Origin of the sequence: Roseospirillum parvum (genome assembly GCF_900100455.1) — a bacterium.
Taxonomy (GTDB): Bacteria; Pseudomonadota; Alphaproteobacteria; order Rhodospirillales; family Rhodospirillaceae; genus Roseospirillum; species Roseospirillum parvum.
In genome coordinates this window covers 238479-257754 of sequence record NZ_FNCV01000001.1, presented here as the reverse complement: position 1 = coordinate 257754, position 19276 = coordinate 238479, and the positions used below count along the sequence as shown (strand labels likewise).

The following is a 19276-nucleotide window of genomic DNA, read 5'->3' as shown; positions in this document are numbered from 1 at the left end:
GACCCCGAGTGGCGACATGCATCAGAGACAACAAAAAAGGCCCGGCGCGCTCAAGACGCACTGGGCCCGGGTTGATGGGGTGGACTATAGCAGAACAGGCGGGCAACGCAAGAGAAAAAGAGGCGCCGGCGCGAAAAAACCCCTATTGCGCGTCAATCCAGCAAAAACGTCAGCCCCAGGAACAGCCCGCCGGAGAGCAGCGCCGCCGCCGGCACGGTGATCACCCAGGCGGCGACAATGGTCAGGAAGTGCGAGCGCCGCACCAGCTTGCGCCGGCTGCGCTCTTCCTCGGGCAGGCGCTTGGCCGGCGGCCGGCTGCGGTTGAGCCGGCGCGAGCGGCGCTCGGCGTGCCATTCGCGGAAGATGCCCACCCCGAACACCGCCCCCACCGCGATGTGGGTCGAGGAGACCGGCATGCCGAGCCACGAGGCGACGATCACCGTCAAGGCCGCCGACAGGGCCACGCAATAGGCCCGCATGGGGTTGAGGCGGGTGATCCGGCTGCCCACCATGCGCACCAGCTTGGGCCCGAACAGCACCAGCCCGAAGGAGATGCCGGCCGCCCCGATGACCATCACCCAGAACGGAATGCCGACCTCTGCCCCGGCCACGCCGGCGCCCTGGATGTGGACGATGGCGGCCAGCGGCCCGACCGCGTTGGCCACGTCGTTGGCCCCATGGGCGAAGGACAGCAGCGCCGCCGAGATGACCAGCGGCAGGCCAAACAGGGTGCGCAGCGACTTGTTGCGGTTCTCCAGCCCCCGCGACTGGCGGCGGATCAGGGGAATGGCCAGCAGATGGCAGCCCAGGCCGACCCCCAGCCCCACCGCCACGGCGTGCCCGAGGTCGATGTCGAGCACGTTGTCGAGCCCCTTCAGACACAGGTAGGTGGCAAAGGCCGCCGCCATCAGGCCGAACAGGAAGGGCACCCAGGCCCGGGCGGCGGCGATCTTGTCGTCGCGGTAGATGATGCGCCACTTGATGAAGGCCAGCATCAGGGCGGCGATCAGCCCGCCGAGAAAGGGCGAGATGACCCAACTGGCGGCGATCGCCCCCATGGTCGGCCAGTCCACCGCCGACAGCCCGGCGGCGGCGACTCCGGCCCCGACCACCCCGCCAACCACCGAATGGGTGGTCGAGACCGGGGCGCCGATCCAGGTGGCGATGTTCACCCACAGCGCGGCGGCAAGCAGCGCCGCCATCATGGCCCAGGTGAAGGTGCGCCCGCTGGCCAGGCTGTCTGGACTGACGATGCCCTTGGAAATGGTCGCCACCACGTCGCCGCCGGCGATCAGGGCGCCGGCGCTCTCGCAGATCGCCGCGATGATGATGGCGCTGCCCATGGACAACGCCTTCGAGCCCACCGCCGGGCCCATGTTGTTGGCCACGTCGTTGGCCCCGATGTTCAGCGCCATGTAGGCCCCGAAGGCAGCCGCCGGCACGATGAACGCCACCCCCCGGGCGTGGCCGGTAATGGCCAGCGCGGCCAGCGCGGCGAGCACGATGAAGGCCAACGAGATGCCCCAGCCAACCAGCGGCCGCGAGACGTGCAACGCGGCGTATTCAATGTGCGACAGCTTGTTCAGGTCCTTGTCGAGGGTCCGCCAGTGGTCGGGGCGGGACGGATCGGAAGTGCTGTCGGTCACGGGAAGGTCCTGGATTGTGGGGAAACGATCGGCGGATCAGGGCAAACGCCGGCGCCTCAGCCGGCCAGTGGCGGCAGGGCGCGCAGCAGGGTCTTGAGGTCGGGCTCGTCGACCGCCTCGGCGGCCTTGGCGGGGGTCATCCAGCGGCGCTCGCGGCTCCCCACCTCGGGGAAGGTGTCGGCCAGCTTGGCCACCGCCACGGCGAACACGGCCACCTCGGTCTCGACCGGCAGGCCGCCCTTCAACCGCTTGGCATAGCGATAGCGCCCGACCGGCCGGGGCCGGCCCGGGGCGGGCCGCACGCCCGCCTCCTCCCAGGCTTCCTCGACCGCCGCTCCGGCGGCATCCAGGCCGCGCACCGGCCAGCCCTTGGGCAGCACCCAGCGCCCGGTCTCGCGCGAAGTGACGAGCAGCACCTCCGGTCCGGCATGTCCCTGGCGATGGCACAGGGCGGCAACCTGGAACAGCCGCGGCCGTCGCACCATGGGCAGCACCACCGCCTCGAACACCGACCGCCATGTCATCCCTTCTGCCTTCCGCTGCGCCGCGTTGCGGGTACCACCTTGGGCCCAACCGGGCAAGGCCACGGTGACACTTTGCGGTCGGTTTTATGACAATCCCCCATTTCCCCACCGCCCCCGGCCGGTTCCCAAGCCGGGCCGCTTCGGGTAGACGGAGAGCGGAACCTGAAGGGGCGCCCCGGCTCGGCGCCGACCGATCAATGGGGGGACCCGTTCGCCATGCCGCCTGCCCTGCACAGCGCCCTTGGGCTTCTGGCCCTGACCGCCCTCGCCTGGGCGCTTGGCGAGAAGCGCCACGCCACCGGATGGAAAAGCGCCTGGCCCACCGCCTGGCCCATGGTGTGGCGCACCGCCGCCGTCGGGCTGGGGTTGCAGGCGCTGCTCGCCGTGGTGCTGTTGAAGGCGCCCGGATCGCAGCAGGTGTTCGTCTGGCTGAACGGCCTGGTGCTGGCCCTGGGGGATGCCACCCGGGCCGGCACCGGCTTCGTCTTCGGCTACCTGGGCGGCGGCCAGTTGCCGTTCGAGGAGCCCTACCCGGGGGCCGGCTTCGTGCTCGCCTTCCAGGCCCTGCCCATCGTGCTGGTGATGAGCGCCCTGTCGGCGGTGCTGTTCTATTGGCGCATCCTGCCCTGGGTGGTGCACGGCTTTTCCTGGGTGCTGCGCCGGGCCTTCGGGATTGGCGGCGCGGTCGGCGTGGCGGCGGCGGCCAATGTCTTCGTCGGCATGGTCGAGGCGCCGCTGCTGGTCCGCCCCTATCTGGCCCGGCTCAGCCGCTCGGAGCTGTTCATGGTGATGACGGTGGGCATGGCGACCATCGCCGGCACGGTGATCGTGCTCTATGCCACCTTCCTCGGCGGCCACGTCGACGGCGCCCTGGGCCACCTGCTGGCGGCCTCGCTGATCTCGGCCCCGGCCGGGCTGATGATCGCCCGCCTGATGGTGCCGCCGGACGGCAGCGCACCAGCCGAGACAACCGACGGCCCCGACCCCGAGTTCACCATGCCACCGCCCGAGGCACGCTCGACCATGGACGCAGTGGTCAAGGGCACGGCCAACGGGCTGACCCTGTTCCTGAACATCATCGCCATGCTGGTGGTGTTCGTCGCCCTGGTCCATCTGGTCGACCAGATGCTGGCCCTGCTGCCCTCGGTGGCCGGCGCCGAGCTCAGCCTGGAGCGCCTGCTCGGCTGGATCATGGCTCCCGTCACCTGGCTGATCGGCATCCCCTGGGAGCAGGCCCAGACAGCCGGCGCCCTGATGGGCACCAAGACCATCCTCAACGAGCTGTTGGCCTACCTGAAGCTGTCGCAACTGCCGGACGGGGCGCTGGACGAGCGCTCGCGGCTGATCATGACCTATGCCCTGTGCGGCTTCGCCAACTTCGGCTCGCTGGGCATCATGCTCGGCGGGCTGACCGCCATGATGCCGGAGCGCCGGGCCGAGATCGTCGGCCTGGGCCTGAAGTCGATCGTCTCGGGCACCCTGGCCACCCTGATGACCGGAGCCATGGTCGGCGCCCTGACCTGGTGAGGGGGCGGGCGCCGCCCGACGCTTCAGCGCTCGAAGTCGGCGAAGGTGCCCTCGGTGCCGCCGGTGGTGTCGGTGGCCGGGCCACTGGCCTGACCGCCCGCGGCGCCACCCTGACCACCACCCTGGGGACCACAGGGCCGGCCCCGGCAATCGCCCGGGGTCGGGGGCGCGCCGTTCGGCGGGGCCTGGATCTCCTGCCCGCTGCCGGCCACGGCGGGCGCGGCGGCCAGCGGCGCGACGACGGCCAGCAGCCCGGCAACGACGGCGGCACGGGATGGGGAAACACGGCGGCGCATGGGGGATGCCTCCTTTTGCGGACGGGGATCGTTCACGGACACAAGCCGTGCCTACCCACCGCGCGCCCAGCCCGCAAGTCGCGGCTGTCACAACCGCCCCGGATCAACAGCCAGCCGGTGCGGACGTCAAGGGCGGTGCTGGCCTGATGCAAAGGCCGGGCAAAGGCCATTCAGGTGGCCCGCTCGGCATTGCGGAAAAGGCCGGAACGAATGCCCCCCGGCCACGACCCCAGCTTTGGCGGCGATCGGCTGAAGGAACTGGCCCGGGCGTATCTTGCCAAGCGGGGCGATTTGGTCGCGTCCTGATACCTTGCCAGGAAACGGTGGGCGACAGAGACACTCGCCCCACCGGAACAGAGCAAAAACACCCGCTGCCAACCGGCAGTGCCAACCGCCCTTGAGGCGGCGGCACCCAAAACCCGGAAAACCCAATAAAATCAGATGGCTGGGGGACCAGGATTCGAACCTGGACTGACGGAGTCAGAGTCCGCTGTTCTACCGTTAAACTATCCCCCATCGGGATACCCCGGGAAGCGCGCCGTGAAGGCCCCGCCGTCCGGAGGGAGCGTCAGATAGCACAGGGAAACGGGCTTGTGTACCCCCATCATGCGGGTTTTTTTGTCAGGCCCCCTCGGCGCCGGCCAAACCCTTGACCGAGCGGGCGATGAAACGCTCCGCCCGCAGCCCCGCCGACCAGTGGTCGCGCGGCAGGCCGGCCTTGATCAGCAGGTGCTCGAGAAACACCCCCGGCTCGGGCAACTGGGCCCAGACCTGGGGCAGGAACAGGGCGCGCCGTCCCTGATCGCTGAGGATCAGCCCATCCACCCCGGGGCGCAGGCGGGCCAGCAGGTCGGCCCGGTTTTCAACGGGGAAGGGCTCGGGCCGCGACAGCACCGACACCGACAGCTCGACCCTCGGCCACTCCCCGGCGCTCAGCGGGGCGAAGCGGGGGTCGCCGAAGGCCGCCGCCCAGGCGTTGGCCCACACGTCCAGGTCCAGCCGCCGATGCGCCGTCGGGCTGCCGATGCAGCCGCGCAGCCGGCCGTCCAGGGTGAGGGTGACGAAGCTTGCCCCCGGCTCGGCCAGCGCCGCCGCCCGCGCGGCCGAGGGCAGCGGTGCCGGGCCCTTGCCGTCGCCGGCCAGCCCGGCGGCGATGCTGCCCGAGGCCAGTTCGAGCAGGGCCGCGCCGTGGGCCTCCATCAGAGTTTCCAGATCGCCGGCGGCATCGCTTTGTGGCGGCGGGTCGTAGAGCGCGAAGGCCCCGTAGCCGACCACCCGGTCCTTCGGCCCGGCGGTGTCGCCGCTGTGGCGCACGTCCACCGTTTCCACCGTCATGCCGCGCCGTTTGGCCAGGGTCAGCAGGCCGCGCAGGGGGACCCGGCCGCAAGCCTGCTCGCCGCCGATGGCCGCCGGGTCCAGCCGTTCGATGGCGGCCACGGTGGTGTCGTCCAACTGGCGGCAGGCCGCTGCGTCGAGGTAGTGCGACAGGTCGGTGGAGATGACGATCAGGGTCTCCGGCCCGCCCCACAGGGTGTCCAGCAAGGCGGCCACCTGCTCGGCCGGGGCGTCGCCGCAGACCACCGGCAGCAGCGTGAAGTCGTCCAGGGTCTCCATCAGGAAGGGCAGGTGGACCTCGAGGCTGTGCTCGGGACCATGCGCCGCCTCCAACAGGCCGACCCCGGGCAGTCCGGCGGCCAGGGCGCGGGCCTCCCCGTCCACCGCCACCGGGCCGAGCGGCGTGGCGTAGCCATCGAGGGCGCTCAGCGCCATGCCCTTGAAGGCCACCCGGTGCGACGGGCCAAGCAGGATGACCCGCTTGACGGTGCCTTTCAGCGGCGCCAGACGGGCATACACGCTGCCCGCCACCGGCCCGGAGAAGGGATAGCCGGCGTGCGGCGCGATCAGCGCCTTGGGGGCGCCGCCACCGTGGGCCGGTGCTCTGGCGGCGGCCAGATGGTTGCGCACGGTGCGGCTCAACAGCTCCGGTTCGGCCGGATAGAAGCGGCCGGCCACCGCCGGTTCGCGCAGGGCGGTCATGGCGCGGGGGTCCTTGCCTTCAGCGGGGTTCATCCTCACATCTGGGAAGGCCCGCCCGCCAAGTCAAAGGGCCCGACCGCCATGCCCACATCCACCCTCGGGGAAAGCACCCACCCGGCCGAGTTCTGGCACGCCGAGACCGACGGCCGCCTGCGCTGCGAGTTGTGTCCGCGCGCCTGCCTGATCGCCGAGGGCCAGCGCGGCCTGTGCTTCGTGCGCGCCAACCGGGGCGGACGCATGGTGCTGACCACCTATGGCCGCTCCTCGGGCTTCTGCATCGACCCCATCGAGAAGAAGCCGCTGAACCACTTCCTGCCCGGCACTCCGGTGCTGTCGTTCGGCACCGCCGGCTGCAACCTGACCTGCCGCTTCTGCCAGAACCACGACATCTCCAAGGTGCGCGCCTTCGACCGCCTGCAATCGCCGGCCACGCCCCAGGCCATCGCCCGGGCCGCCGTGGCCAGCGACTGCCGCTCGGTGGCCTACACCTACAACGACCCGGTGATCTTCCTGGAGTACGCCCGCGACACCGCCCGGGCCTGCCGCGAACTGGGCCTGTTCAACGTCGCCGTCACCGCCGGCTACATCGAACCGGCCGCCCGCCCGGCCCTGTTCACCGACATGGACGCCGCCAACGTCGACCTCAAGGGCTTCACCGAGGGCTTCTACCGCAAGCTGGCCACGGCCAGCCTGGCCCCGGTGCTGGACACCCTGAGATATCTGGTTCACGAAACCCCGGTGTGGGTCGAGATCACCACCCTGCTCATCCCCGGCCACAACGATGGCGACGACGAGGTCCAGGCCCTGGCGGCGTGGGTGGCGGAAACCCTGGGGCCAGACGTGCCGCTGCACTTCTCGGCCTTCCACCCCGATTTCCGCATGCGGGACACCCCGCGCACCCCGCCCAGCACCCTGCGCCGGGCCCGTGCCCTGGCCCGGCGGTGTGGCCTCAACTTCGTCTATACCGGCAACGTCCACGACCCGGAGGGCGACGCCACCCCCTGCCCGGTCTGCCAGACCCTGCTGATCGAACGCGACTGGTACCAGTTGACCGGCTGGCGGCTCGACCCCGAGGGCCGCTGCCCGACCTGCCACACCCCCCTGCCCGGCCGTTTCGAGCCCACCCCCGGCACCTGGGGGGCGCGCCGCCAACGGCTGGCGGTGTGAGCCCGTGTGGGATCAGTCCCGGTGGTAGGGGTGGTTGTCGAGGATCGACTGGCAGCGGAAAAGCTGCTCGGCCAAAAGGCTGCGCATCAGCATGTGCGGCCAGGTGGCGCGGCCCAGGGCGAGCAGCAGATCGGCCTGTCGGCGCAGGCTGTCGTCCAGCCCGTCGGCGCCGCCGATGACCAGGGCAACGTGCGCCTCCCCCTGGTCCCGCCATGCCCCCAGGCGCTCGGCCAACTGGCGGCTGGAGAGGTCGCGCCCGCGCTCGTCGAGGATCAGCCGGCGGGCCCCGGCAGGCAAGCGGGCGGCGATCAGCTCGGCCTCGCGCTGCCGGCGGACCTCCACCGGCAGCGGGCGCTTCTCCTCCACCTCGATCACCTCAAGGGGCCATTTCAGGCGCTTGGCGTAGTGGGCGAACAGATCGCGTTCCGGGCCCGGGCGGGCCCGGCCGACGGCGATCAGGGTCAGGCGCATGGCGGTCGGTGGGACAGGCTCAGCGCGGCTGGCCGGCGTCGTTTGCGACCGTGGGGGCGGTCCACATGGCCTCGATGTTGTAGAAGGCGCGAACCTCGGGGCGGAAAACGTGGACGATCACGTCGCCAGCATCGACCAGCACCCAGTCGCAGGAGGCCAGACCTTCCACCGTGACCCGGCCGCCGCGGGCCTTGACCAACTCCACCACCCGCTCGGCCAGGGCGCCGACGTGGCGGGCGCTGCCGCCGGTGGCGACCACCATGTGGTCGGCGATGGTGGATTTGCCGGTCAGCTCGACCGTGGCGATGTTCTCCGCCTTGCCGTCGTCAAGCGCGGCGTGGACGGCGGCGAGCAGGCCCGTGGAGGCGGCTTCGGCGCCGCCGGCGGGGCCCTGGGTGCCGAGTTCGAAGCCGGCGTCGGCCAGCTCCCGGTTGGCCGCCAAGCGATGGCTCGGGGCCCACGACACCGTTGGCGCATGCGAGGTACTTATGACCCACTCCTCTGTTGGGACGGCACCGCCCGCGCGAGGGTCGGCCCGGCCCGGTTGACCGGGTGGCTCCACGGACAGCGGAGCACCCAACCAGGATAGGAAAAGCCAGCCCCTTCCGCAACCGTTTGCGCGACCGGCCTCAGAAGCGGTCCTTGCGCCGCCGCACCTCGGCGAACACCTCGACCGGCGCGGCCCCGGCCAGCCCCACCGCCGAGGCCAGGGCCGGGCGGTCGGCGCGCAGGAAGGGGTTGGCCAGCTTCTCGCGGCCAAGCAGCGAGGGCACGGTGGACAGGCCGCGCCGCCTCAGGTCATCGATCTCGCCGGCCCAGGCCACCAACTCGGGGTTGTCCGGCTCGACGCTCAGGGCGAAGCGGGCGTTGGCGGCGGTGTACTCATGGGCGCAGTAGACGCGGGTCGAATCGGGCAGGTCGCGCAGCCGCGACAGGCTGCCCCAGAACTCTTCCGGGGTGCCCTCGAACATCCGCCCGCAGCCCAGCACGAACAGGGTGTCGCCGCAGAACAGGGCGCTCTCGGCATCGAACCAGTAGGCGATGTGGCCCCGGGTATGCCCCGGCACGGCCAGCACCTGGGCGGTCGCCCGGCCCAGGGTGACGGTGTCGCCGTCGGCCACCGGGTGATCGAGCCCGGGCAGCCGCCCGGCATCGGCCCGGGCGCCGACCACCGTGCAGCCGCTGGCCGCCTTCAGCGCCGCCACGCCGCCCACGTGGTCGTGGTGGTGGTGGGTCAACAGGATGTGGGTCAGGCTCCAGCCGCGCGCCGCCAGGGCCTCGGCCACCGGCTCGGACTCGGCCGGATCGACCGCCGCCGTCATGCCGTCCTCGGGATCGTGGACCAGATACACGTAATTGTCCGAGAGCACCGGCACCTGATGGATCTGCAACATGGCAACCTCCCGCTGGGTCTTTCCCCGAGGGTGGGTCGGCCGGTCGGCGCTGTAAAGGGGGCGGCGCGCCGGGATCGGCACGGCGGTGCCCGGGGCCTTGCCAACCGGGTGGCCGACGGACCGGCCACGGACGGACTCGAACAGTTGTCAATTCCCCCAGCCCCGCCAAGACATTAGATTGGGGCTACCATGCGGGCCGACGTCCAACACCTGCGCGACTTCTACGACTCCCCCCTGGGCCGGGTGACGCGGCGCCTGGTGCGCCGCCGGCTGCGCCAGATGTGGCCCGACGTCCATGGCCTGTCGCTGCTCGGCCTGGGCTACGCGACGCCCTACCTGCGCGCCTTCCGCGCCGAGGCAACCCGCGTGCTGGCCGCCATGCCGCCCGAACAGGGGGTGATGGCCTGGCCGCGCGGCGAGCCCAACCTGGTCGTGCTCGGCCAGGAGAACGCCCTGCCCCTGCCCGACCGCGCCCTCGACCGGGTGCTGCTGGTCCACGCCCTGGAGGGCAGCGACAACGTGCGCGGCCTGATGCGCGAGTGCTGGCGGGTGCTGGCCGACGATGGCCGCCTGCTGGTGGTGGTACCCTCGCGCACCGGCATCTGGGCCCGCCTGGAACGCACCCCGTTCGGCCTGGGCCGGCCCTACTCGCCGGGCCAGCTTTCACAGTTGCTGACCGACAGCCTGTTCACCCCCCTGCGCACCGAGCGCGCCCTCTTCCTGCCGCCCAACGCGTGGCGGCCGACCCTGGCCTCGGGCCCGGCGCTGGAGCAGGTGGGGCGACGCTGGTTCGCCACCCTGGGCGGCGTGCTGCTGGCCGAGGCGACCAAGCAGATCTACCGCCCGGTCAACGGCCTGAAGGCGGCGCGCCGGCACTATGTGGTGCTGCCCCAGCCGCTGCGCCGCCAGTCCCTGGAAGACGCCCCGCATCGCCCTGCGCTCCATCGTTGACTTTGCCTCTGGATGGCGAGATAGTCCCGGGCTTTCCAGAGTCCCCCTTCTCCCTGTCCGGCCCCGGCGGCACTTAAACTCCGGCGGCCAGCCCTGGGCAATTGGGGGACCCTCGATCCCCGGCGCCCAGGCCCACCCGGCCAGCCGCCCGTTGGAAAGCACCCTTTCGCGATGTCCAGTCCCGCCCCCGCCGTCGGCGCCGCCGCCGCTCCCGCCGTTTCCCCGGTCATGCCCGTGTTCGCCCGCGCCCCCATCGCCATGGAGCGCGGCGAGGGCTGCTGGCTGATCGACACCGAGGGCCGACGCTATCTGGACTTCACCGCCGGCATTGGGGTGACCGCGCTGGGCCACGCCCATCCCAAGCTGATCGCCGCGCTGTCCGAGCAGGCCGAGAAGCTGTGGCACTGCTCCAACCTGTTCACCGTGCCCGGGCAGGAACGGGTGGCCGCCCGGCTGACCGCCGCCTGCTTCGCCGACACGGTGTTCTTCACCAATTCCGGGGCCGAGGCGCTGGAAGGCTGCATCAAGCTGGTGCGGCGCTATTTCCACGTCGCCGGCACGCCGGAGCGCCACCGCATCGTCACCCTGGAAGGCAGCTTCCACGGCCGCACCCTGGCCACCCTGGCCGCCGCCGCCAAGCCGGCCCACCTGGACGGCTTCGCGCCGCACCTCGAGGGCTTCGATCAGGTGCCGCCCAACGACCTCGACGCCATGGCCGCCGCCATCGGGCCGAGCACCGCCGCCATCCTGGTCGAGCCGGTGCAGGGCGAGGGCGGCATCCGGGTGCTCGACGGCGCCTATCTGAAAGGCCTGCGCCAACTGGCCGACGCCAACGGCCTGCTGCTGGTGTTCGACGAGGTGCAGTGCGGCATGGGCCGCACCGGCCACCTGTTCGCCCATCAGGCGCACGGCGTCGAGCCCGATGTCATGGCCCTGGCCAAGGGCCTGGGCGGCGGCTTCCCGGTCGGCGCCCTGCTGGCCACCGCCGAGGCGGCGCGCGGCATGACCCCGGGCAGCCACGGCACCACCTTCGGCGGCAACCCGCTGGCCATGGCGGTGGCCGAGGCGGTGCTGCGCGAGATCGACGACGCCGCCTTCCTGGCCCGCGTCGCCGAGACCGCCCGCGACCTGCGCCAGCACCTGGACGGACTGGCCGCCCGCCATCCCGCCACCGTCGCCGAGGTGCGCGGCAGCGGCCTGATGCTCGGCCTGAAACTGCTGCCGCCGGTCGCCGAGGCGGTCGCCGCCTGCCGCGCGCATGGCCTTCTGACCGTCGGCGCCGGCGACAACGTGATGCGCCTGCTGCCGCCGCTGATCATCGGCCCGGCCGAGATCGACGCCGCCATCGCGCGCCTGGACGGCGCCCTGACCGACCTTTCGGGATGACCACCATGAGTGCCATTGCTGACAGCGGCCCCGCCGCGCCCCGCCACTTCCTGGACTTCGACCGGCTCGACGGAAACACCCTGAAAGCCATCCTGGGCCAGGCCCACAGCCTGAAAAAGGGCCGCCGGCCAGAGCCCGGGCGCGGCCCGCTGGCCGGCCGCACCCTGGCCCTGATCTTCGAGAAACCCTCGACCCGCACCCGGGTGTCGTTCGAACTGGCGATGCGCCAGTTGGGCGGCGACGTGGTCATCCTGTCGGACCGCGACAGCCAGATGCAGCGCGGCGAGACCATGGCCGACACCGCCCGCGTGCTGTCGCGCTATGTCGACGCCATCATGATCCGCACCGGCGATCCGGCGCGGCTGGCCGAGCTGGCCGAGTACGCCACGGTGCCGGTGATCAACGGCCTGACCGGGTTCAGCCACCCGTGCCAGCTGATGGCCGACGTGATGACCCTGGAAGAGCACCTGGGCAGCCCGGCCGGCAAGGTGGTGGCGTGGTCAGGCGACGGCAACAACGTCGCCAACTCGTGGATCCAGGCGGCCGCCGTGTTCGGCTTCGAGATGCGCGTCGCCTGCCCGGACAGCCGCCCCCCCGACGCCGGGGTGATCGCCTGGGCCCGCGCCCAGGGGGCCACCGTCAAGGTGACCACCGACCCCGTGGCCGCCGTCGCCGGGGCCGATGTGGTGGTCACCGACACCTGGGTGTCGATGGACGACGACGAGGCCAGCGACCGCCACAACCTGATGCGCCCCTATCAGGTCAACGCCGCGCTGATGGCCCACGCCAAACCGCAAGCCCTGTTCATGCACTGCCTGCCGGCCCATCGCGGCGAGGAAGTCACCGCCGAGGTCATCGACGGCCCGCGCTCGGTGGTCTGGGACGAGGCCGAGAACCGCCTGCACGCCCAGAAGAGCATCCTCGCCTGGTGTCTGGCCGAGGGCTGAGCGAAAAGGCCCCGACCATGTCCGATGCCGCTGCCCCGCTGGGTCAGGTCATCCCCTTCCGCATCGAGGGCGGCGCCTTTCGCGGCCGCCTGATCCGCGCCGATGCCCTGCTCGCCGACATCCTGGGCCGCCACGCCTACCCGGCGGCGGTCAACCGGCTGCTCGGCGAGACCATCCTGCTCGGCGCCGGGCTGGCCTCGCTGCTCAAGTTCGACGGCATCTTCACCCTGCAGACGGCCAGTCAGGGGGCCATCCGCACCCTGGTCACCGACGTGACCAGCGGCGGGCAGGTGCGCGCCTGCGCCCGCTTCCACGCCGAGGCGCTGGAAACCCGCCTCGCCAGCCTCGACCCCGAGCGGGTTGCCGAGGCCCCGGTGCCCCACCTGATGGGGCCCGGGCATCTGGCCTTCACGGTCGATCCCAGCGCCGCCGCCCAGCAGCGCTACCAGGGCCTGGTCGAGCTGGACGGCGCCACCCTGGGCGACGCCGTGCACGCCTACTTCCACCAGTCGGAACAGCTCGACAGCGCCGTCAAGCTGGCCCTCGCCGAGACCGCCGAGGGCTGGCGCGGCGGCCTGATCCTGCTGCAACGGATGCCCGAGGACGGCGGCCGGGCCCTGGTCGACGCCGAGGACAGTTGGCGCACCGCCGTGGTTCTGCTGTCGAGCCTGAAGGATGGCGAGCTGCTCGACCCCGAGCTGCCGGCGCCGATCCTCCTCAACCGCCTGTTCCACGCCAGCGGCCTGATGGTCGAGACGCCGCGCGACCTCACCTTCGGCTGCCGCTGCGCCCGCGAGCGCGTCGATGCCGTGCTGGCCAGCCTGGCCCCTGAGGAACTGGCCAGCCTGACCGAGGACGACGGCTCGGCCCACGTCGATTGCGAATACTGCGGCACCCGCTACACCTACACCCCGGCCCAACTGGCCGCCCTGAGCAAATCTTAAGTGTAGAGCCGATCCGAGCGAACCGCCCGGCGCGCCGGTCAGCTCGCGGGGCCGACCGGAAAGGCGCGGATCGCGTCGGCGACCGGAGTCAGGTCGTCGGTGGCGTAGTGGTCGACGCCGGGGAGCACAACCAGCCGGGCGGTCGGCCCGTTTTCGGCGATCCGTTCGGCGTGCCAGGGCGGCACCACGGTATCGTCGCGGCCATGCACGATCAGCACCGGGGCGGCGATGCGGCGCACCGTGGCGACCGGGGCGATGTCGTCGAAGCGATGGCCGATGATGTGCTCCACATAGCGGCTGATCAGCCGGCCGATGGGGGTCCAGGGGATGTGGCCGCGTTCCATGTAGGCCCGCATCACCAGATTGGGGTGGGCGAAGGGCGACAGGGCGACCACCCCGGCCACATCGTCGCGCCGGCTGGCGCACAACAGGGCGGCGGCGGCCCCCACCGAGTGGCCGGCCACGGTGAGCCGCCCGGGATCGACCTCCGGGCGCTGTTTCAACCAATCGAGCCCGGCCGCCAGATCCTCGGCGAAACGGGGCATGGAGGAGAAGGTGTCGGCATCGGAATCGCCGTGGTTGCGCGCCGCCAGCAGCAGCACGGCGCGACCGTCATGGCCGTGCAGGCGGGCCGCCAGGGGCAGCATGACCGAGGCATTGGCCCCCCAGCCATGGATCATGCAGAAGGCCGGGCCGGGGGTGTCGGCCGGCGGGATGTAGAAGCCCCTGAGGGTGCGCCCGCGCAGCGTCGGCAGGGCCACCGGGCCACCGGCCAGACCGTGGTCGGCCGGGCAGTCGGTTTCGGCCAGACGGGGGGCGCGAAAGGCCAGGTGGACGGCGGCCCGCCCCAGGGCAAGGCCGGCCAGGCCACCAAGAAACCAGAGAGTCGGGGGCAATGGATCCATCAGCGGGGCTCGACAACAACCGGCTTGATCATTCGGGAAACGGGCATTCGGGACACGGGCATTCGGGACACGGGCCTCATCCTTAACGGTGCCATGCGGCGCGAACGGTGACTTGGTCACCGAATAGTGCTGGACAGAACGCCCGCATCGGCACATTTCATAGCTTGAACGGCACGGGGGAGCTTCCGGCGCGCCCTTTTGCGGGTTGCCCAGTCGAGGATCAAGGACCCATGAGTTTCGGCAAACGCGATTCCGAAGCCTTCCGGGAGGACGCCCGCAACCGCCGCCAAGCCAGCCGACGCCGGGTGCTGAAGGCGGTCAAGCTGATCTTCAACGACGGCCGCTCGGTGCTCGACGCCTCGTTGCGCGACATGTCCGAGACCGGCGCCCGGCTGACCCTGTCGGATCGCATGATGCGGTTGCCCGAGCTGGTCATCCTGCGCCTGAACGACGGGCGCGACGTGGCGGCCCAGGTGGTGCGCCAGAACGACCGCGACATCGGGCTGCACTTCACCGACAAGATCAAGGTCGAGCAGGGCAAGACCGGGGCCCGGGCCAACGAGCTGTTGGGCATGATGGAATCGGTCGCCCCCTACAAGCTGCTGCGCACCATGGAGCTTTACCAGCACATGGGCAATCCCAAGATCACCCAGCACGCCCGCAGTCTGGGTGAATCCTTCGAGGCCCTGCGCAACGAGTTGCGCCGCATCCGCGATGCCGAGGCGGCGATCCTCGCCGCCAGCCGCCCCGACACCGATCCCGAGTAACCGCTTTCCCGAGGTCTTCCCTTTCCCGAGGTCTTCCCTTTCCCGAGGTCTTCCCTTTCCCGAGGTCTTCCAATGCGTTCCGATCTGCGCGCGGTGTTCACCGAGACCGCCCCCATGATCGACCCGGCGACACGTCAACGCCTGGTTTCCTGGACCGACGAGCTCAGCGTGCGCTCGCCAACCCTGGACCTGCACCACCAGATCCTGGTCGGCTGCCTGAACCGGATGATCCTGCTCGAACCGGTGTGGCGCGACAGCCTGCCGGCGGTCTACCGCGAGTTGCTGATGATCGTCAGCTACTGCAAGATCCACTTCTTCATCGAGGAAGAGGCGATGAGGAAGGCCGGCGTCGCGGCGGCCACGGTGGAGGAGCACGGCGCCATTCACCGGCGCATCCTGGGCAAGATGGACCAGTCGGTGAAGGCCTTCAACACCGACCCGGCGGCCTTCCCCTTCGCCGAGACCCTGAAGTTCCTGCACATGTGGCTGGTCCGCCACATCCTGGACGAGGATCGCCGCCACTACGCCGAGGCAATGGCCAGCCGCCGCGAGGTGGAGGCCGACATCGCCCGCTTCCGCTACGCCCAGATCGCCAGGAAACTGCGCCAGCGCGAAACCGGCAGCGACGGAGCCTCGGCCGGCGAGGCCCTGTCGGGGCGCTGGGTGGCGGTCATCGAAAGCAACATGGAGCGCCGCAACGCGCTGATCCGCACCCTGAAGGACCAGGGCATGCAGGTCGCCCAGACCAACCGCGTGCTCGACGCCCCGGCGCTGATCGAGGCCCACGCGCCGGAGCTGGTGTTCCTCGACTGGTCGGCCGAGTACGCCGGCCGCTTCGCCCGCGAACTGTACCGCACCCGCTCGACCCTGGTCATCGCCACCCTGTTCGGCGACCCGTTCGAGATCGTCGAGGAATGCGACACCCTGGGGGTGGCCAACATCCTGGGCTATCCGTGCAGCGCCCAGGACCTGGTGACGGTAACCCGGGAAACCCTGGACGCCCTGGTCCCCCTGCGCGCCCTGCTGCTGGAGCGCCTGGGGGCGCCGGCGTAGACGCGCCCCGCGCCCTCAGCGGCAGCGCCGGTAGACCTTGGTGGTGCGCCCGCTGGGGTTGACCTTCTTCAGGTCCGCACCGTCGAGGATGAGGATGTAGTCGGCCGCGTCCGAGGTCTGGAAGAAGCGCCGGAGGCGGAACTCGATGCGCCGGGCCTGGCTGTTGGGGTAGCGGTACTGGCCCCGGGCCAGCCCCCACTTGGTGACCGACAGACGCCAGCGATAACCGCCATCGGAGAAGATCAAAAGGCGGCTGTCCGGGTCGTCGCAGTCGGCCCCCTCCTCGGCCCAGGTGCCGGCCAGACGGGCCGGCACTTGATCGGTCCAGGTGCCGGCCAGACGGGCCGGCACTTGATCGGTCCAGGTGCCGGCCAGACGGGCCGGCACTTGATCGGTCCAGGTGCCGGCCAGGCGGGCCGGCACGTCGTCGGTCCACTGCGCGGCCGCGACCGGCGCAGTGGGCAGCGCCAGGAGCAGGGCGGCCAGCAGGAAACGGGGAAGGCGGGCTGACAGGGGCATGTGGGTCACTGTGCCCGCCTCGGCCCGCCCGATCAACCCCACCCCACGGACGCGAAAAGGCCCGCCCCAATGGGGCGGGCCTTCCGGCTCGGGCGGCTGATTGGGGGCTTTGCCCCCAAGCCCCCATCGGGGGACCGAGGCGGTCCCCCGAACCCCCTCCATTCGTTGGTGAACAATCGTTGCCTCTGAACGGAACGCGTTGTGTTTTTTTTGGTTGCAGGCCAGCTTTGCTGGCCTGCGAAAACAACCGGGGAATGGGCACGCGGCCGGAGCTCACCCTCCCAATGGGGCAGGCCAAGGCCTGTGTGCGGAAATCCGTCGGCTCGCTCGGCGATCAATGAATGGAGGGGGTCCGGGGGAGCCCCTGGCTCCCCCGGTGGGGTTTCAAAGGGGCAAAGCCCCTTTCATACCAACCGGCGATGAGTTCCTCATCATCGCCGGTTGGTATCAGAAGCCCATGCCGCCCCAGTTTCCAAAAACCAGCATGGGCGCGCCCCCCGGCGAACGCGAAAAGGCCCGCCCCAAAAGGGCGGGCCTTCCGCAGCGAGCCGGGCTCGGCTGGGAGCGGGGCTTAGAAGCCCATGCCGCCCATGCCGCCCATGCCGCCCATGTCGCCACCGCCGGCGGCCGGCGGGTTCTTCTCGGGGATCTCGGCGACCATGGCTTCGGTGGTGACCAGCAGGCCGGCCACCGAGGCGGCGTCCTGCAGGGCGCAGCGCACCACCTTGGTCGGGTCGATGATGCCCTTCTCGATCAGGTTGACGAACTCGCCGCTCTGGGCGTCGTAGCCCATGGCGTCGTCGTTCAGTTCGAGCACCTTGCCGACGATCACCGCGCCGTCGGCGCCGGCGTTGGTGGCGATCTGGCGGGCCGGAGCCTGCAGGGCGCGGCGCACGATGTCGATGCCCATGCGCTGGTCGTCGTTGGTGGCGCTCAGGCCTTCCAGGGCGCGCAGGCCGTTGAGCAGGGCCTTGCCGCCGCCCGGCACGATGCCTTCCTCGACCGCGGCGCGGGTGGCGTGCAGGGCGTCATCGACGCGATCCTTGCGCTCCTTCACCTCGATCTCGGTGGCCCCGCCGACCTTGATCACGGCCACGCCGCCGGCCAGCTTGGCCAGCCGCTCCTGCAGCTTCTCGCGGTCGTAGTCCGAGGAGGTCTCCTCGATCTGGGCGCGGATCTGGTTGCAGCGGGCCTCGATGTTGGCCTTCTCGCCGGCACCGTCGACGATGGTGGTGTTCTCCTTGGAGATGGTCACCTTCTTGGCGGTGCCCAGCATGTCGAGGGTGACGTTCTCGAGCTTGATGCCGAGGTCCTCGCTGATCACCTGGCCGTTGGTCAGGATGGCGATGTCCTCGAGCATGGCCTTGCGGCGGTCACCGAAGCCCGGCGCCTTGACGGCAGCCACCTTCAGGCCACCACGCAGCTTGTTGACCACCAGGGTGGCCAGGGCCTCGCCCTCGACGTCCTCGGAGATGATGATCAGCGGCTTGCCCGACTGGACCACGGCCTCCAACACCGGCAGCAGCGGCTGCAGGCTGGTCAGCTTCTTCTCGTGGATCAGGATGAAGGGGCTCTCCATCTCGCAGACCATCTTCTCGCTGTCGGTGATGAAGTACGGCGAGAGATAGCCACGGTCGAACTGCATGCCCTCGACCACGTCGAGCTCGGTCTCCAGGCCCTTGGCCTCCTCGACCGTGATCACGCCCTCGTTGCCCACCTTCTCCATGGCGGTGGCGATGTCCTGGCCGACCTGGGCGTCGCCGTTGGCGGAGATGGTGCCCACCTGGGCCACCTCGGCCGAGGTGTTGATCTTCTTGGAGTGCTTGACGATGTCGGCGACCACGGCCTCGACGGCCAGATCGATGCCGCGCTTGAGGTCCATCGGGTTCATGCCGGCGGCCACCGCCTTGGCGCCCTCGCGGACGATCGACTGGGCCAGCACGGTGGCGGTGGTGGTGCCGTCACCGGCCAGATCGGCGGTCTTGGAGGCGACCTCCTTGACCATCTGCGCGCCCATGTTCTCGAACTTGTCGGAAAGCTCGATCTCCTTGGCGACGGTGACGCCGTCCTTGGTGATGCGGGGCGCGCCGAAGCTCTTGTCGATGACCACGTTGCGGCCCTTGGGGCCCAGGGTCACCTTGACCGCGTTGGCCAGGGTGTCGACGCCCCTGAGCAGGCGCGAGCGGGCGTCCTCGCCAAACTTGACGTCCTTGGCAGCCATGTGTGTCTGTCCTTGTGTCTTGAAATCTTGGAAAAACGATGTCGGGGAAGCGGGTCTTTGAAGGACCGCCCGGGGCTTACTCGACGATGCCCAGGATGTCGGACTCCTTCATGATGACCAGCTCCTCGCCGTCGACGCGGACCTCGGTGCCCGACCACTTGCCGAACAGCACCCGGTCACCGGCCTTGACGTCGAGCGCCACGACCTTGCCATCCTCGCCCCGGGCGCCGGGGCCGACCGCGACCACCTCGCCCTCCATGGGCTTTTCCTTGGCGGTGTCGGGGATGATGATGCCGCCGGCCGACTTTTCCTCGGACTCGACGCGCTTCACCAGCACGCGGTCGTGCAGCGGGCGAAACTTCATGGGTAGGCCTCCATGGATCTGGTTGGGATTTGAGTGAAAGATCAGTGTCTGAAAAGACGGATAAGGGACCGCCAGACCGGGCCGCTGGAAGGTTTCCCTTCCGGGGGCACCCGCGCGGGTCCTGTGAGAACCCTTGGCTTGGCGCCCCTGTTAGCAC

Annotated in this window: 19 protein-coding genes and 1 tRNA gene; 8 read left to right on the top strand and 12 right to left on the bottom strand. The window is 70.5% G+C overall.

All coding sequences use genetic code 11. The features are described 5' to 3' along the window. Positions 1-152: 152 nt before the first annotated feature. Both BLR95_RS01095 and BLR95_RS01090 read right to left on the bottom strand, forming a co-directional pair. Entirely contained in the window at positions 153-1646 is a 1494-nt protein-coding gene (locus tag BLR95_RS01095; protein ID WP_092614118.1) for an inorganic phosphate transporter, read from the bottom strand. A 56-nt stretch (positions 1647-1702) separates the two neighbouring features. Continuing rightward, a complete protein-coding gene (locus tag BLR95_RS01090; RefSeq protein WP_218119446.1) occupies positions 1703-2170 on the bottom strand; it encodes an NUDIX hydrolase in 468 nt (155 codons plus the stop codon). Positions 2171-2386: 216 nt separating this feature from the next. Here BLR95_RS01090 and BLR95_RS01085 point away from each other — a divergent pair, with 216 nt between their 5' ends. Next, positions 2387-3697 (top strand): NupC/NupG family nucleoside CNT transporter, encoded by a 1311-nt coding sequence (locus BLR95_RS01085; RefSeq protein ID WP_092614116.1) that lies wholly within the window; start codon positions 2387-2389, stop codon positions 3695-3697. 23 nt (positions 3698-3720) lie between these two features. Here BLR95_RS01085 and BLR95_RS01080 read toward each other — a convergent pair whose 3' ends face one another. From BLR95_RS01080 to amrB, 3 genes are all read right to left on the bottom strand, one after another. Continuing rightward, positions 3721-3993, bottom strand: coding sequence for a hypothetical protein (locus tag BLR95_RS01080; RefSeq protein WP_092614114.1), 273 nt, complete (start codon positions 3991-3993; stop codon positions 3721-3723). 442 nt (positions 3994-4435) lie between these two features. Then, positions 4436-4509, bottom strand: a tRNA-Gln gene (locus tag BLR95_RS01075). A gap of 105 nt (positions 4510-4614) precedes the next feature. Continuing rightward, positions 4615-6030: an AmmeMemoRadiSam system protein B gene (amrB, locus tag BLR95_RS01070; protein ID WP_092614112.1), complete on the bottom strand. Its 1416-nt coding sequence runs from the start codon at positions 6028-6030 to the stop codon at positions 4615-4617. Positions 6031-6111: 81 nt separating this feature from the next. On the opposite strand from amrB, the gene amrS reads away from it, so the two are divergent. Then, positions 6112-7197, top strand: coding sequence for an AmmeMemoRadiSam system radical SAM enzyme (gene amrS, locus BLR95_RS01065; RefSeq protein WP_092614110.1), 1086 nt, complete (start codon positions 6112-6114; stop codon positions 7195-7197). A 12-nt stretch (positions 7198-7209) separates the two neighbouring features. On the opposite strand, the gene rlmH is transcribed toward amrS, so the two are convergent. The 3 genes from rlmH to gloB form a co-directional block, all read right to left on the bottom strand. After that, positions 7210-7668: a 23S rRNA (pseudouridine(1915)-N(3))-methyltransferase RlmH gene (gene rlmH, locus BLR95_RS01060; protein ID WP_092614108.1), complete on the bottom strand. Its 459-nt coding sequence runs from the start codon at positions 7666-7668 to the stop codon at positions 7210-7212. A gap of 19 nt (positions 7669-7687) precedes the next feature. Further along, positions 7688-8110, bottom strand: a complete 423-nt coding sequence (rsfS, locus tag BLR95_RS01055) for a ribosome silencing factor (protein ID WP_245689162.1) — start codon at positions 8108-8110, stop codon at positions 7688-7690. 187 nt (positions 8111-8297) lie between these two features. After that, the gene (gloB, locus tag BLR95_RS01050; protein WP_092614106.1) at positions 8298-9062 is read right to left on the bottom strand and encodes a hydroxyacylglutathione hydrolase; all 765 of its coding nucleotides are present in this window, start codon (positions 9060-9062) and stop codon (positions 8298-8300) included. A 189-nt stretch (positions 9063-9251) separates the two neighbouring features. Between gloB and BLR95_RS01045 the strand changes: the two genes are divergently transcribed. The 4 genes from BLR95_RS01045 (at position 9252) to hslO (ending at position 13290) form a co-directional block, all read left to right on the top strand. Next, positions 9252-10013: a methyltransferase domain-containing protein gene (locus BLR95_RS01045; RefSeq protein WP_092614104.1), complete on the top strand. Its 762-nt coding sequence runs from the start codon at positions 9252-9254 to the stop codon at positions 10011-10013. 171 nt (positions 10014-10184) lie between these two features. After that, a complete protein-coding gene (locus BLR95_RS01040; protein WP_092614102.1) occupies positions 10185-11399 on the top strand; it encodes an aspartate aminotransferase family protein in 1215 nt (404 codons plus the stop codon). Between the two features lie 5 nt (positions 11400-11404). Next, positions 11405-12346: an ornithine carbamoyltransferase gene (argF, locus tag BLR95_RS01035; RefSeq protein WP_092615188.1), complete on the top strand. Its 942-nt coding sequence runs from the start codon at positions 11405-11407 to the stop codon at positions 12344-12346. 17 nt (positions 12347-12363) lie between these two features. After that, positions 12364-13290, top strand: a complete 927-nt coding sequence (hslO, locus tag BLR95_RS01030; protein WP_092614100.1) for an Hsp33 family molecular chaperone HslO — start codon at positions 12364-12366, stop codon at positions 13288-13290. Positions 13291-13328: 38 nt separating this feature from the next. Here the strand turns inward: hslO and BLR95_RS01025 are convergent, their stop codons facing one another. After that, positions 13329-14195 (bottom strand): alpha/beta hydrolase, encoded by an 867-nt coding sequence (locus tag BLR95_RS01025; RefSeq protein ID WP_092614098.1) that lies wholly within the window; start codon positions 14193-14195, stop codon positions 13329-13331. 230 nt (positions 14196-14425) lie between these two features. Between BLR95_RS01025 and BLR95_RS01020 the strand changes: the two genes are divergently transcribed. Beyond that, on the top strand, positions 14426-14962 hold the full coding sequence (locus BLR95_RS01020) for a PilZ domain-containing protein (RefSeq protein WP_092614096.1): 537 nt from the start codon (positions 14426-14428) through the stop codon (positions 14960-14962). A 72-nt stretch (positions 14963-15034) separates the two neighbouring features. Then, positions 15035-16015, top strand: coding sequence for a hemerythrin domain-containing protein (locus BLR95_RS01015; protein WP_092614094.1), 981 nt, complete (start codon positions 15035-15037; stop codon positions 16013-16015). Positions 16016-16030: 15 nt separating this feature from the next. Here the strand turns inward: BLR95_RS01015 and BLR95_RS01010 are convergent, their stop codons facing one another. From BLR95_RS01010 to groES, 3 genes are all read right to left on the bottom strand, one after another. After that, the gene (locus BLR95_RS01010; protein WP_092614092.1) at positions 16031-16534 is read right to left on the bottom strand and encodes a hypothetical protein; all 504 of its coding nucleotides are present in this window, start codon (positions 16532-16534) and stop codon (positions 16031-16033) included. Between the two features lie 571 nt (positions 16535-17105). Continuing rightward, positions 17106-18755: a chaperonin GroEL gene (gene groL / locus BLR95_RS01005; RefSeq protein ID WP_092614090.1), complete on the bottom strand. Its 1650-nt coding sequence runs from the start codon at positions 18753-18755 to the stop codon at positions 17106-17108. Between the two features lie 76 nt (positions 18756-18831). Further along, positions 18832-19119, bottom strand: a complete 288-nt coding sequence (gene groES, locus BLR95_RS01000; RefSeq protein WP_092614088.1) for a co-chaperone GroES — start codon at positions 19117-19119, stop codon at positions 18832-18834. Positions 19120-19276: the final 157 nt, after the last annotated feature.